The sequence below is a fragment of the Arthrobacter sp. SD1074B genome (assembly GCF_056780195.1).
Map to the genome: position 1 here is coordinate 2,997,523 of NZ_JBRAZT010000001.1, position 13,892 is coordinate 3,011,414.

The following is a 13,892-nucleotide window of genomic DNA, read 5'->3' on the forward strand; positions in this document are numbered from 1 at the left end:
ACCGGAACCTTGGCCGGAACCGCCGGCCGGAGCGACACGAAGCCACGAGCCGAAGGACGACGATGTCGGAGATCACCACGGAAACCGCCGGAGCCAACGCCGGGCAACCCGCCGGGCGGGCCGAGGGGCAGTCGTCCGGACAGCCCCCTGGGCAGCCCGCCGAAACGCTGGTGCTGAGCGACCTGGAAATCGCGCAGCGGGCCACCATGCGGCCGATTCAGGACGTGGCCGCCGCCGCCGGGATCAACCCCGAGGCGCTGGAATTCTACGGCCGCTACAAGGCCAAGATCGACCCCGCCAAGCTCAGCCGGGACGCCGCGCACACCCCCGGCAAGGTGGTGCTGGTCTCGGCGATGTCCCCCACCCCGGCCGGCGAGGGGAAGTCCACCACCACGGTGGGCCTGGCCGACTCCCTGGCCCGCGCCGGGCACCGGGTCATGATCGCGCTGCGAGAGCCCTCGCTGGGTCCCATCCTGGGCATGAAGGGCGGCGCAACCGGCGGCGGTTACTCCCAGGTCCTGCCGATGGACGAGATCAACCTGCATTTCACCGGCGACTTCCACGCCATCACCTCGGCGAACAACGCCTTGATGGCGCTGGTGGACAACCACATCTACCAGGGCAACGCGCTGAACATCGATCCGCGCCGGATGACGTTCAAGCGGGTGCTGGACATGAACGACCGGTCCCTGCGCGAGGTTGTGATCGGCCTGGGCGGACCGACGCAGGGCGTGCCGCGGCAGGACGGCTTCGACATCACCGTCGCTTCGGAGATCATGGCGGTGTTCTGCCTGGCAACCGACCTGGACGACCTGCGCGCGCGGCTGGGCCGGATCACCTTCGGCTACACCTACGACCGGGAGCCGGTCACGGTCGCCGACCTTGGGGTCCAGGGCGCCCTGACCATGCTGCTCAAGGACGCGATCAAACCGAACCTGGTGCAAACCATCGCCGGCACGCCGGCCCTGGTGCACGGCGGCCCTTTCGCCAACATCGCGCACGGCTGCAACTCGCTGATCGCCACCCAGACGGCCCGCAGCCTCGCCGACGTCGTGATCACCGAGGCCGGCTTCGGCGCCGATCTGGGCGCCGAAAAGTACATGGACATCAAGGCGAGGATGGCCGACGTCGCGCCGTCCGCCGTCGTGGTGGTGGCTACCGTCCGCGCGCTCAAGATGCACGGCGGCGTCGCCAAGGACCAGCTCAAGGAGCCCGACGTCGGCGCCCTGGCGGCCGGCGTCGCGAACCTGCAGCGGCACGTACGCAACGTCGAGAAGTTCGGCATCACCCCCGTGGTGGCGATCAACAAGTTCGGCACCGACAGCCAGGCGGAGCTCGACTGGCTGCTGGACTGGTGCGCCGCGGAGGGCATCCAGGCGGCCGTGGCAGACGTCTGGGGCCGCGGCGGCGGCGGCGACGGCGGGGACGAACTCGCCGCGAAAGTTGCTGCCGCCATCGACACCCCGCACGGTTTCCGGCACCTCTATCCGCTGGAGATGTCCGTGGAGGACAAGATCCGCACGATCGTGCAGGAGATTTACGGGGCCGACGGGGTGGAATTCTCCGTCCCGGCGCTCAAGCGGCTTGCGGAGATCGAGAAGAACGGCTGGTCCGGGATGCCCGTCTGCATGGCCAAGACGCAGTACTCCTTCAGTGACGACGCCACCAAGCTGGGGGCACCCAAGGGCTTCACGGTGCACGTGCGGGACCTGATTCCCAAGACCGGGGCGGGGTTCATCGTGGCGCTCACGGGCGCGGTGATGACGATGCCGGGGCTCCCCAAGGTCCCCGCGGCGATGCGGATGGACGTCGACGCCAACGGCAACCCCGTCGGCCTCTTCTAACCGACCCTCCCTCACCTCCGGCACCCTCCACCCCGCCCCTCCCTCACCTCCGGCACCCTCCACCCCGACCCTCCCTCACCTCCGGCACCCTCCACCCCGCCCCTCCCTCACCTCCGGCACCCTCCACCCCGACCCTCCCTCACCTCCGGCGCGGCGCATCGTGCCGGAATCACCGAAGCCCATGCCGGCATGGGCTTCGAGGACTGCGTCTCTGTGGATAACTTCTGCACGGCACTTCGAATGCGTTCACAATGCCAGCATGAGAACGCGAACGCCGCTCCCCGGTCCACTCTGCGCAGCACCGTTCACCATCGCGACCGCCCGGTCGTTGGGCGTGCCGGGAACCAGACTCAGGCAGTCTGACATCAGTCACATCAGCCGGGGTCTCTACCGGCCCGCGGAATGGAGTTTCGAGTTGGAGGCGGCGGCTCGCGCACTGTCCGCCGTGTCGCCAGGAGCATGGATCTCTCATGTCACGGCCGCCAGGCTTAGATGCCAGCTCTTGCCCCCTTGGCTCTCTGACTCGGAGGAGCTGCACCTGAGCAAGCCGCGGGAGCTGCCCGAGGTCCGGCGCAAGGGCATCGTCGGCCACACGGTTCTGGCGTTGGACGACGAGGTCGAAACTGCCGACGGCATCCGAATCAGCACGCGTGCCCGGACGTGGCTCGACCTCGCGCGACGCTTGAGCCTGTCCGAGTTGGTCTGTATGGGTGACGAACTCGTTCGGATTCCCCGGTTTGGTCTGGAGGGACGGAGCGAGCCCTTCGCGACGCTCGATGGGCTGCGGTCGATGGTGGGACGCCACCCGAATCTACAGGGGATCGTCCGCGCCCGGGCGGCTCTGGACTTGATGCGGGTGGGATCTGATTCGGGCCCGGAAACGCTTCTTCGCCTGTCGATGCGCGACGCCGGTCTCCCGGAACCTGAGCTACAGCTGCCGCTGCGCCCGGGGAGTCCGGGTTCCCCGACGGCGGACCTTGGGTACCGCCGTCGGCGGATGGCAATCCAGTACGACGGCGGGCACCACCTGCTCCCTGCACAGATATTCAGTGACCGCAGACGTGACAGGGCCTTCGAGGCAGCGGGATGGACGGTGCTCGTCCTGACGAAAGACGACCTTGCCGACGGCTTCGCGGGCGCGATCGTGAGGATCAAGCGGATTCTCCGCACCGGGTTCGTTAGCCCGTCGGCCGCCTCGGGATTTTCCGGGCACGTCTGAGGGAGCGATCCTCCTTTTCCTGCAGAACGTGAGGGAGGGTCGGGTTGGTGTCGGCCGGACGTGGGGGATCCTCCCCCGTCTGACTCCGGAAACCACGACGCTCCCGCACCAAAGGTGCGGGAGCGTCCCGGTTATAACGCACCAAAGGTGCGGGAGCGTGGGGGTTTAGCGCTCCAGGTCGCCGCGGATGAAGGCCTCGACCTTTTCGCGGGCCAGGTCGTCGTTGAACTGCTCCGGCGGGGACTTCATGAAGTAGCTCGACGCCGACAGCAGCGGGCCGCCGATGCCGCGGTCCAGGCCGATCTTGGCGGCACGGACGGCGTCGATGATCACGCCGGCGGAGTTGGGCGAGTCCCAGACCTCCAGCTTGTATTCGAGCGAGACCGGGGCGTCACCGAAGTTGCGGCCCTCGAGGCGGACGAACGCCCACTTGCGGTCATCGAGCCACTGGACGTAGTCCGACGGGCCAATGTGCACGTCCTTGGCGGCGAGCTCGGCTTCCACGTTGGAGGTGACGGCCTGGGTCTTGGAGATCTTCTTGGACTCGAGGCGGTCGCGCTCCAGCATGTTCTTGAAGTCCATGTTGCCGCCGACGTTCAGCTGGTAGGTGCGGTCCAGGGTGACCCCGCGGTCTTCGAAGAGCTTGGCCATGACTCGGTGCGTGATGGTGGCACCGATCTGGCTCTTGATGTCGTCGCCGACGATCGGCACACCGGCGGCGGTGAACTTGTCGGCCCACTCCTTGGTGCCGGCGATGAACACCGGGAGCGCGTTGACGAAGGCCACGCCGGCGTCGATGGCGCACTGGGCGTAGAACTCGGCCGCTTCCTGGGAACCCACGGGAAGGTAGCAGACCATCACGTCGACCTTGGCGTCCTTGAGGGCCTGGACGACGTCGACCGGCTCGTCCGGGGACTGCTCGATGGTCTCAAGGTAGTACTTGCCGAGGCCGTCGAGGGTCGGGCCGCGCTGGACGGTGACGCCGGTCGGCGGGACGTCGGCGATCTTGATGGTGTTGTTCTCGCTGGCGAGGATGGCGGCGGACAGGTCCTGGCCCACCTTCTTGCCGTCGACGTCGAAGGCGGCAACGAACTGCACGTCGTTGACGTGGTACTTGCCGAACTGCACGTGCATCAGACCCGGAATCGTGGCCTGGGGGTCGGCATCCTTGTAGTACTGGACACCCTGGACCAGCGAAGTGGCACAGTTACCCACGCCGACGATTGCAACACGAATCGGATTTGAAGACACGAAACTCCCTTTGAGTACAAACTTTACGTGCCCGGCGCGGACGTACTCTGATGTACGACGGCGGCAAACGGGCACAACGCCATGCGGCGCCCTTGCATTCTAGTCAACGGCGCCGCGGCCTGAGATGTTCCCGGCCGCGGCACCGAATCTGTTACGGCCGGCGGCGGCGGCCCAAAACAGCGCTGTCGCGGCTCATTTCTGGGCCCAGAGGTTGATGTCGGACTCGACCGCGAATTCGTCGATCGCGTCCAGCTCATCGGCGGTGAAGTCCAGGTTGTTGATCGCGGCCAGGGTGTCCTCCAGCTGCCGGACGCTGGACGCGCCGACCAGTGCGGACGTCACCGAGGTGCCCTTGCCCTGCTCCCGGAGGATCCAGGCGATGGCCAGCTGCGCGAGGGTCTGCCCCCGGCCCTCGGCGATCCGGTTGAGCCCGCGCACCCGGTCCAGCGTTTCGCTGGTGATCATGGCCTGGTCCAGGGACTTGTCCTGCGCCGCGCGGGAGTCCTCCGGGACGCCGTCGAGGTAGCGGTCGGTGAGCATGCCCTGCGCCAGCGGGGAGAAGGCGATGGCCCCGGCGCCCACCTGGTCCAACGCCTCGTAGAGGCTGGGGCTGCCGTTCTCGGTCCAGCGGTTCAGCATCGAGTAGCTGGGCTGGTGGATCAGCAGCGGGGTGCCGAGTTCCTTCAGGATCCGGGCTGCTTCGAGGGTCTGCTCCGGGGTGTAGGAGGAAATGCCGGCGTAGAGGGCCTTCCCGGAGCGCACGGCCTGGTCCAGGGCGCCCATGGTCTCTTCCAGCGGGGTCTCGGGGTCCGGGCGGTGGCTGTAGAAAATGTCGACGTAATCCAGGCCCATCCGGGTCAGCGACTGGTCCAGGCTGGCCAGCAGGTATTTGCGGGAGCCCCAGTTGCCGTACGGGCCGGGCCACATGTCGTAGCCGGCTTTGCTGGAGATGATGAGTTCGTCCCGGTACGGCTTGAAGTCGTCCTTGAAGTGGCGGCCGAAGTTGGTCTCGGCGCTGCCGGAGGGCGGGCCGTAGTTGTTGGCGAGGTCGAAGTGCGTAACGCCCAGGTCGAACGCGCGGCGCAGGATGGCGCGCTGCACCTCGAAGGGCTTGTCGTCGCCGAAGTTGTGCCAGAGGCCCAGCGAGATGGCCGGCAGTTTCAGGCCGCTGCGGCCCACCCTGCGGTAGGGCATGGTGTCGTAGCGGTTCTCTGCTGCAAGGTAAGTCATGGTTTTATCCTGTCCTATTGTGAGACGACGGCGGCGCTGTGGCCCGGCAGTCCGAGCCCGGCGGTTGTCAGTGCGGTGCCGTCCTCCGTGGCCAGCAGCAGTGAGCTGCCGGCCACCGAAAGCTGCCGAGGTTCGGCAGAGAAGTTCATCGCAACCTCCACGCTGCCGCGCCGCAGCACCAGCCAGCGCTCGTCCTCGTTGACCTCGACGGCGGTTTCCGCGAAGCCGGCACCGGCAAGTTCCGGCGTCGCGCGGCGCAGCGCGATCAGGTTCCGGTACAGCTCCAGCAGCCGGGCGTGCTCGCCCGACCCGGCCTCGGACCAGTCCAGTTTGGAGCGGGTGAACGTGGCCGGGTCCTGCGGGTCCGGCACGACGGCGGGGTCCCAGCCCATCCGTTCGAATTCCTTGATCCTGCCCTCCGCGGTGGCCTTGCCCAGTTCCGGTTCCGGGTGCGAGGTAAAGAACTGCCACGGCGTGGTGGCGCCGTATTCCTCGCCCATGAACAGCATCGGGGTGAACGGCGAGGCCAGGGTCGCGACGGCGGCGAGCGCCAACTGCCCGTAGCCCAGGGTCTGGGACAGCCGGTCACCGGTGGCACGGTTGCCGATCTGGTCGTGGTTCTGGCTGCAGACCACCAGGGCGGCGGGGTGGACGAGGGAGGTGTTGATGGGCCGGCCGTGATGCCGTTCGCGGAAGCTGGAGTAGCTGCCGTCGTGGAAGAAGCCCTTTTCGAGGACCTTGGCCAACGCCCCGAGCGAGTCGAAGTCGCTGTAGTAGCCGGTGGTCTCCCCACTGACGTCGACGTGGACGGCGTGGTGGAAGTCATCGCTCCACTGCCCGGCCAGGCCGTAGCCGTTCGCCTCCCGCGGGTAAAGCAGGCGCGGGTTGTTCAAGTCCGACTCGGCGATCATCGTCGCGGCCCGCCCGGTTTCGGCCGAGACCGCGTCGGCGAGGGCACCGAATTCCTCCAGCAGATGGACGGCTCGTTCGTCCTTGAAGGCGTGCACGGCGTCGAGCCGCAGGCCGTCCACGTGGTAGTCGCGCAGCCACATCGCGGCGTTGTCCAGGATGTAGCTGCGGACCACGTCGGAACCGGGCCCGTCCAGGTTGACCGAGTCGCCCCAGGTGTTGCCCTCCCCGGACTTGAGGTAGGGGCCGAACCGGGGGAGGTAGTTGCCGCTGGGGCCAAGGTGGTTGTAGACAACGTCCTGGATGACGCCCAGCCCGGCGGCGTGGGCTGCGTCGACGAAGCGCTGGTAGGCGGCCGGGCCGCCGTAGCCCTCGTGCACGGTGTACCAGAGCACCCCGTCGTAGCCCCAGTTGTGGGTGCCGTTGAACCCGTTGACCGGCAGCAGTTCCACGAAGTCGACGCCGAGGTCGGCGAGGTAGCCGAGCTTGCCGATCGCGGCGTCCAGCGTCCCCTCGGGCGTGAAAGTGCCCAGGTGCAGCTCGTAGATCACGCCGCCCTGCAGCCCGCGGCCCTTCCACTGCCCGTCCGCCCATTCGTGGCTGCCGGCGTCGAAGGTCCGCGAGAGCGAGTGCACTCCCCCAGGCTGGCGGCGGGACCGCGGGTCCGGCAGCGGCGTGGTGTCCCCGTCCAGCAGGTAGCCGTAGTCGACGTCGCCGGAGGCCGGGGCCTCCGGCGCGTTCCACCAGCCGCCCCGGCCGGCGCCGGTGTCCCTGCGCATCGGGTAGTGCCGTCCGTCGGCGAGCAGTGTGACGTCCTGCGCGTCCGGCGCCCAGAGGTCGAAGCGTGCGGTTCCGTGTGCGGGCAGAGTCATTGCCGTTCCCCTATGTCGGTTGGTCAGTTAATGCGTTCAGGCGGCCGGTACCAGCAGGGCCACCGGGTAGTGGCGGAGGATCTCCGCCACGTCCGCCGGGCCCGGGCCGTACGACCTGCCGGTCAGCTGGTCCGTCATTGCGGCGGCGAGGCTGATGGCGGTGTCCTGCCAGCCGCCGCGCTGCTCGAGGCCTCGGGGCAGCCTGGTCGCCAGGGTGAGAGCCCCCGGCGAGCCGGCGCCGCGGTCAAAGGCGACCAGGTGCCCGGCGGCAGCTCCGGTGGCCGGCACCGGGGAGTAGCCGGTGAACAGCTCCGGCCGGTCACGGCGCAGCCGCAGCACCCGCGAGGTCACGAGCAGCTTCGCCGCGTCCTCCCGGTACGAGGCCGGCAGCTCCCCGGCGTCCAGCGCGGTGAGCGCGTCGCGCCGGGCGCCGAAGTCGAACGGCCGCCGGTTGTCCGGGTCGGTCAGTGAGCGGTCCCAGAACTCGGTGCCTTGGTACACGTCCGGGACGCCCGGCATGGTGAGCTGGACCAGTTTGGCGCCCAGCGCGTTGGCGGCGCCGTAGGGGTCCAAGAGGGCCACAAGCGCGTCCAGTTCGGCCCGCACCTGGCCGTTGTCGAAGGCCGCGTCGACGGCGGCCGCCAGCTTCGCTTCGAAGTCGGCGTTGGGGTCCAGCCAGTCGGTAGAATTGCCTGCCTCGCGGGCGGCCTTCTGGGCGTAGTACTGCAGGCGTTCCCGGTCCGCGGGCCAGACCCCGGCCACGGCCTGCCAGAGCAGGTTGGCCAGCGGCCCGTCCGGCAGCGGCGCCAGCTCCTGAAGCCGGCGCAGGGAGGCGGTCCACTGCGGGGCTAGCTCCGCAAGCACGGAAATCCGCGCCCGGGTGTCTTCGCTGCGCTTGGTGTCGTGGGTGCTGAGCGTGGTCATGGACAGCGGCAGGCGTGCCTGGCGGCGTGCCATCCGGGCATGGAACTCGTCGGCGGACAGCGCGAACTCGGTGGGGTCCGCGCCGACTTCGGTGAGGGTGCCCAGCCGGGTGTAGCGGAAGAACGCGGTGTCCTCCACGCCCTTGGCCATCACCATGCCGGAGGTCTGCTGGAAGCGGCGGCCAAGCTCGGCGTCGGGCCCGGGGCCGGCGTGCAGCAGCAGCGGCAGCAGCGCCCGTACGGCGGGTTCCAGCTCGGGGCGGCGGCGGACGGCGAGGTCGCAGGCCTCGCGCAGCACGTCCTCGCCCTCGGGCAGGTAGCTGCGGTAGACCGGGAACGCGGCGGTGATCTCGGACAGCGCGTCCGCGCTGGCCTCGGTGCTAAGCCCTGCGGACGCCGGCACCAGCCGGGCGAGCCGCAGCATCTCCGAGTGCAGGATTCCGTCCGTGATCCGGCGCTTGGTGCCGCGGATCATGTCCTCGTAATCCGCTGGTTCGCCGCCGCGCAGCGAGGCGTCCAAGGCGTCCAGGCCCGCTTGTCCGGCGGGGTCGACGAAGAGCCGGTCCACGTCTGCGAGGGCGTCGTAGCCGGTGGTCCCCTCGCATTCGAACCCGGCCGGGAGTTCTTCCCCGGGCTCGAGGATTTTCTCGATCAACAGGTACGCGCCCCCGGTCACTTCACGCAGCCGGCGCAGGTAGCCGGCCGGATCCGCGAGACCGTCCGGGTGGTCGATCCGCAGGCCGTCGACGAGGTCCTCGCGGAACCAGCGGACAACTTCCTCGTGCGCTTCGTCGAAGACTTCCGGGTCCTCGACTTTGATCCCGGCGAGGGTGTTGACCGCGAAGAACCGGCGGTAGTTGAGTTCGTTGTCGGCACGGCGCCAGCCCACCAGTTCGTAGTGCTGCCGGTTGTGCACCTCGCGCGGGTCGTCCCCCTCGGAGTAGCTGCCCTCGGCCAGCGGGAAGCGGTGGTCGTAGTACCGCAGCTCGCCGTCGCGGACTTCGAGCGCGTCCACGTCCGCGTCGTCGCCCAGCACGGGAATCCGGATCCGGCCGCCGCCGAACTCCCAGTCGACGTCGAACGCCGGGGCGTAGCGGGACTGCTGCCCTTCCTTGAGCAGCGACCACCACCACGGGTTCTGCACCGGGGTGGCGACGCCGACGTGGTTGGGCACAATGTCCACCAGGACACCCATGCCGGCCTCCCGCGCCGCGCGGGACACCGCGGCCAGCCCCTCCGCGCCGCCGCGGTCCGGGTCGATCGCGACGGGGTCGGTGACGTCGTAGCCGTGGTCCGAACCCTGCTCGGCCGTCAGGATCGGCGACAGGTAGAGCCAGTCGACCCCGAGGGATTTCAGGTAGGGCACGGTATCGGCGGCGTCCTGCAGGGTGAACCCGGGCCGGATCTGCAGCCGGTAGGTCGAAACGGGGGTCCTCATGAAGCGGACGCCTTCGCCTCGCTGGCGGCGGCGGCTTCCTCCTGGGCCTCCACCATTTCCTCATGCGCTTCCTCGTGCTCGGCCATCGAGGCCAGGGACGCGGCGGCGGAGTGGTCAACCTCGACCTCCGGGCCCGAGTAGGCGCGCAGCACCACCATGGACTTGGCTGCCAGGTTCAGGACCGCCCCGGCCTTGAGCGGTTCGTTCGAGTCCGACTGGTCCGCGGTGTCCACGAGCAGCTCCCAGAACGGCGAGTACTCTTCGGCGGGCAGCACGAAGTCCACGTTGTCGTCGTGGGCGTTGAAACCCAGCAGGAAGCTGTCGTCGGTGATCCGGCGGCCGCGGGAATCCTGCTCCTGGATGCCGTGGCCGTTGAGGAACACGCCGATGGTCCGGCCGAAGCCGCTGTCCCAGTCCTCCGGCAGCATGCCGGTGCCGTCGGTCTTCAGCCAGACGATGTCCGGCAGTTTCTCGCCCTCACCGCGGACGACCGGCCGGCCGTCGAAGAAGCGGCTGCGGCGGAACGTCGGGTGGTCGTGGCGGATCTTGTTGACGAACGCGGTGAACTCCACGAGCGGCTGGTCCATGGCCTCCCAGTGCACCCAGCTCAGCTCGGAGTCCTGGCAGTAGGTGTTGTTGTTGCCTTGCTGCGTGCGGCCCAGCTCGTCGCCGTGCAGGAGCATCGGCACGCCCTGGGAGAGCAGCAGCGTGGCAATGAAGTTCCGCTGCTGGCGGGCGCGGAGGGTCAGCACCGTGTCGTTGTCGGTGTCGCCTTCCTCGCCGCAATTCCACGAGCGGTTGTGCGATTCGCCGTCGTTGTTGCCTTCGCCGTTGGCCTCGTTGTGCTTCTCGTTGTAGGAGACGAGGTCGCGCATGGTGAAGCCGTCGTGCGCGGTGACGAAGTTGATCGAGGCCACCGGGCGCCGCGCGGAGCTTTCGTACAGGTCCGCGGAGCCGGTCAGGCGGGAAGCGAATTCGCCCAGCGTGGACGGCTCGCCGCGCCAGAAGTCGCGGACGGTGTCGCGGTACTTGCCGTTCCACTCGGTCCACTGCGGCGGGAAGTTGCCGACCTGGTAGCCGCCGGGGCCGACGTCCCACGGCTCGGCGATCAGCTTGACCTGGGAGACGATCGGGTCCTGCTGGATCAGTTCGAAGAAGGTGGAGAGTTTGTCGACGTCGTAGAACTCGCGGGCCAGCGTGGAGGCGAGGTCGAAGCGGAAGCCGTCGACGTGCATTTCCGTCACCCAGTAGCGCAGCGAGTCCATCAGCAGCTGCAGGGAGTGCGGGTGCCGGACGTTGAGCGAGTTGCCGGTGCCGGTGTAATCCATGTAGTGCTTCAGGTCGTCGTCGACCAGGCGGTAGTACGCCTGGTTGTCGATGCCCTTGAAGGACAGCGTGGGGCCGAGGTGGTTGCCTTCCGCGGTGTGGTTGTAGACCACGTCGAGGATGACTTCGATGCCTGCCCGGTGCAACTCGCGGACCATGGCCTTGAATTCCTGGACCTGGTGCCCGACGTCGCCGGAGGAGCTGTAGGTGTTCTGCGGGGCGAAGAAGCCGATGGTGTTGTAGCCCCAGTAGTTGTTGAGCCCCTTCTCCACCAGGGTGCCGTCGTTGACGAACTGGTGGACCGGCATCAGCTCGATCGCAGTGACGCCGAGCTTCTTGAGGTGCTCGATCACCGCCGGGTGGGACACGCCGGCGTAGGTGCCGCGCTGCTCCTCGGGGATTTCCGGGTGCAGCTCGGTCAGGCCTTTGACGTGCGCCTCGTAGATGACCGACTCGTGGTAAGGGATGCGCAGCTGGCGGTCCCCGTCCCATTCGAAGAAGGGGTTGATGACCACGCCGTGCATGGTGTGGGGCGCGGAATCGGCGTCGTTGCGCGAATCGGGGTCGCCGAATTCGTAGGAGAAGAGCGCCGGGTCCCAGTCGATCTGGCCCTGGATGGCCTTGGCGTAAGGGTCCATCAGCAGCTTGTTGGCGTTGAAGCGGTTCCCGCTCTCCGGATCGTACGGACCGTGGACACGGTAGCCGTACTTCTGGCCGGGCTGGATCTGGGGCAGGTAGCAGTGCCAGACGTAGCCGTCCACCTCGGTCAGTTCAATCCGCGTCTCGCTCAGGTCATCGGCCAGGAGGCAGAGTTCCACCCGCTCCGCCTGTTCGCTGAACAACGCAAAATTGGTGCCGGTGCCGTCAAAGGTGGCTCCAAGCGGGTAAGCCGTTCCGGGCCAGACTTCCATGTGTACTCCTCGTGCGTGGCGAACTATCTCTAGACAGACTACTTGTAAGTAAGGTTACTAATTTACCTGGGGCCGATGCGTGTGCTTTTGTTACAGCTCCGCGATGACCTCCGGCAGGGATTCCGCGATGCCCGACGCCGTCAACGGCCCGCCGCCCGAGGCGAGGGTTCCGGCGCGGCCGTGCAGGCTGGCAGCCATCGCCGCGACGGCGGCCCACCGGTCCGGTTCGTCGAGCCCTAAGGCGCTGAAGGCGCCGGGGTCGTCGGCGAGCTGTGCCAGCAGGGCACCGAGCACCCCGGCCAGCACGTCGCCGCTGCCGGCGGTGGCCATCCACGGGCTGGCCTCGGCCTGGCTGAAGACCGATCCCGAGGGCGCCGCCACCAGGGTGGTGGCGCCCTTGAGCAGGACTGTCGCACCGGTCAGCCGCGTGGCGTCCCGGACGGCGGCGAGCGTTGCGTCCTCCACCGAAGCGCGGCCTGGTCCGGCACCGTACCGTTCCAGCAGGGAGGCCAGCTCGCCGGCATGCGGGGTCAGCACGGTGCGGGCGGACAGGTGCTGCGGCAGCGCCGGGAGTGCGCCGGCGTCGGCCACGGTGGGGAGTCCTGCGGCGGCTGCCTCGCGGACGTGCTCCAGCTGCTCGTGGGCGCCGTCGTCGAGCCCGGATCCCAGCAGCCACGCCTGGACGTGCGCGTCGGCGACGCTGGTGCCGCACACCACTTCGGGGCAGGACTGGCGGACCAGGTCCGCGACGTCCGGCGGACCCACGTAGCGGACCATGCCGGCACCCGCGGCCAGCGCGCCGCGGCAGGCGAGCACGGCCGCGCCCGGGTAGCGTACGGACCCGGCAACGACGCCCAGCACGCCGCGGGAGTATTTGTGCGAGCGGCGACCGGGGTGCGGCAGCAGCGCTGCCAGGTCCCCGGTTTCCAGGCGCCGCAGCCCGGGGGCCCCCAGTGCCTCCTCGATGCCGATCGGGATCGTGACGATCCGGCCGGTGAAGTCGGCGCCGGGGTCGGCCAGCAGGCCCGCCTTCGCCGCACCGAAGCTGACGGTCACGTCGGCGGCGAGAACGGGGACGTGTGCCTCGCCGGTGTCGGCGTCGACCCCGCTGGGAATGTCGCAGGCCACCACCAGTCCGTGCCGGGCGCGCTGCAGTTCTTGGAACAATACGGCGGTCGCGCCGCGGAAACCGCCCTGGGCGCCGGTGCCCAGGACCGCGTCGATAACGACGTCGGCGCGGGCGGCATCTGCTGCCAGCTCCGCGGCGTTGCCGTCGGTCAGGACGGTGTCCCGCCCGCCGGCGGCGCGGAACGCCGCCAGCGCGGCGGGATGGGCGTGACCGGCGGTGAGGACCGCCGTCGCCCGCACGCCCCGGCGGGCCAGCAGCGCGGCGGCGTAGAGTCCGTCTCCGCCGTTGTTGCCCTTGCCGGTGAGCACGGTGACGCCGGAGCCGTAAATCCGCAGTCCGCGGCCCCGCAGTTCGCGGACCACCGTGTTGGCCAGCCCGTAGGCGGCGCGTTGCATAAGGACAGCGCCCATCCCGGGGTCCGCACTCGTCTCAAGCAGCTGCTGTTCGACTTCTCGAATGTGGGTTCCGGTATGGGCGCTGATCATGGTGCTTAGCCTTCGGCGATCACCGTGGCGGTGGCGATCCCGCCGTCGTGGCTGATCGAAAGGTGCCAGCGTTTGACGCCCTTCGACTGGGCCACGGCCAGGACGGTGTCCTTGACCTGGACCGTCGGGCCGTGCTGGTCCAGTCCGATCCAGCAGTCCTGCCAGTTCATGCCTGCCGGCGCGCCGAGCACCTTGGCCACGGCCTCCTTGGCCGCGAACCGGGCAGCCAGGGACCGGGTGTTCAGCTCCCGCTCGGCCGGCACGAACAGCCGGTCACGCAACCCGGGGGTGCGCTCCAGCTGCCGGCCGAACCGCTCAATGTCTACGACGTCTACGCCGATGCCAACAATCATGC

Annotated in this window: 9 protein-coding genes; 2 read left to right on the top strand and 7 right to left on the bottom strand. The window is 68.8% G+C overall.

Going from position 1 to position 13,892, the window contains the following annotated elements; genetic code table 11:
* Nucleotides 1-62: 62 nt before the first annotated feature.
* Together ACUYM2_RS13865 and ACUYM2_RS13870 are read left to right on the top strand one after the other, a co-directional pair.
* Complete coding sequence (locus ACUYM2_RS13865; RefSeq protein WP_481600584.1) at nt 63-1,844, top strand: formate--tetrahydrofolate ligase; 1,782 nt, start codon at nt 63-65, stop codon at nt 1,842-1,844.
* A 502-nt stretch (nt 1,845-2,346) separates the two neighbouring features.
* Complete coding sequence (locus tag ACUYM2_RS13870; RefSeq protein WP_481600585.1) at nt 2,347-3,063, top strand: endonuclease domain-containing protein; 717 nt, start codon at nt 2,347-2,349, stop codon at nt 3,061-3,063.
* Nucleotides 3,064-3,228: 165 nt separating this feature from the next.
* On the opposite strand, the gene ACUYM2_RS13875 is transcribed toward ACUYM2_RS13870, so the two are convergent.
* From ACUYM2_RS13875 to ACUYM2_RS13905, 7 genes are all read right to left on the bottom strand, one after another.
* A complete protein-coding gene (locus tag ACUYM2_RS13875; protein WP_481600586.1) occupies nt 3,229-4,314 on the bottom strand; it encodes an inositol-3-phosphate synthase in 1,086 nt (361 codons plus the stop codon).
* 192 nt (nt 4,315-4,506) lie between these two features.
* On the bottom strand, nt 4,507-5,544 hold the full coding sequence (gene mgrA / locus ACUYM2_RS13880) for an L-glyceraldehyde 3-phosphate reductase (RefSeq protein ID WP_481600587.1): 1,038 nt from the start codon (nt 5,542-5,544) through the stop codon (nt 4,507-4,509).
* 14 nt (nt 5,545-5,558) lie between these two features.
* Nucleotides 5,559-7,325 carry a malto-oligosyltrehalose trehalohydrolase gene (gene treZ, locus ACUYM2_RS13885; RefSeq protein WP_481600588.1) on the bottom strand — a complete coding sequence of 589 codons (1,767 nt, stop codon included), beginning with the start codon at nt 7,323-7,325 and terminating at the stop codon, nt 5,559-5,561.
* Between the two features lie 36 nt (nt 7,326-7,361).
* Nucleotides 7,362-9,686, bottom strand: a complete 2,325-nt coding sequence (gene treY / locus ACUYM2_RS13890) for a malto-oligosyltrehalose synthase (protein WP_481600589.1) — start codon at nt 9,684-9,686, stop codon at nt 7,362-7,364.
* Nucleotides 9,683-11,923, bottom strand: a complete 2,241-nt coding sequence (gene glgX, locus ACUYM2_RS13895; RefSeq protein ID WP_481600590.1) for a glycogen debranching protein GlgX — start codon at nt 11,921-11,923, stop codon at nt 9,683-9,685. Before glgX ends, treY begins: the two co-directional genes overlap by 4 nt.
* Nucleotides 11,924-12,013: 90 nt before the next feature.
* Complete coding sequence (locus tag ACUYM2_RS13900) at nt 12,014-13,537, bottom strand: NAD(P)H-hydrate epimerase (RefSeq protein ID WP_481600591.1); 1,524 nt, start codon at nt 13,535-13,537, stop codon at nt 12,014-12,016.
* A gap of 5 nt (nt 13,538-13,542) precedes the next feature.
* Nucleotides 13,543-13,890, bottom strand: a complete 348-nt coding sequence (locus ACUYM2_RS13905; protein ID WP_346959841.1) for a holo-ACP synthase — start codon at nt 13,888-13,890, stop codon at nt 13,543-13,545.
* Nucleotides 13,891-13,892 lie beyond the last annotated feature (2 nt).

Coding starts and splice junctions, on each gene's coding strand:
- mgrA (WP_481600587.1), bottom strand. CDS start 5,544: ATGACTTACCTTGCAGCAGAGAACCGCTACGACACCATGCCCTACCGC.
- ACUYM2_RS13905 (WP_346959841.1), bottom strand. CDS start 13,890: ATGATTGTTGGCATCGGCGTAGACGTCGTAGACATTGAGCGGTTCGGC.
- treY (WP_481600589.1), bottom strand. CDS start 9,686: ATGAGGACCCCCGTTTCGACCTACCGGCTGCAGATCCGGCCCGGGTTC.
- glgX (WP_481600590.1), bottom strand. CDS start 11,923: ATGGAAGTCTGGCCCGGAACGGCTTACCCGCTTGGAGCCACCTTTGAC.
- treZ (WP_481600588.1), bottom strand. CDS start 7,325: ATGACTCTGCCCGCACACGGAACCGCACGCTTCGACCTCTGGGCGCCG.
- ACUYM2_RS13900 (WP_481600591.1), bottom strand. CDS start 13,537: ATGATCAGCGCCCATACCGGAACCCACATTCGAGAAGTCGAACAGCAG.
- ACUYM2_RS13865 (WP_481600584.1), top strand. CDS start 63: ATGTCGGAGATCACCACGGAAACCGCCGGAGCCAACGCCGGGCAACCC.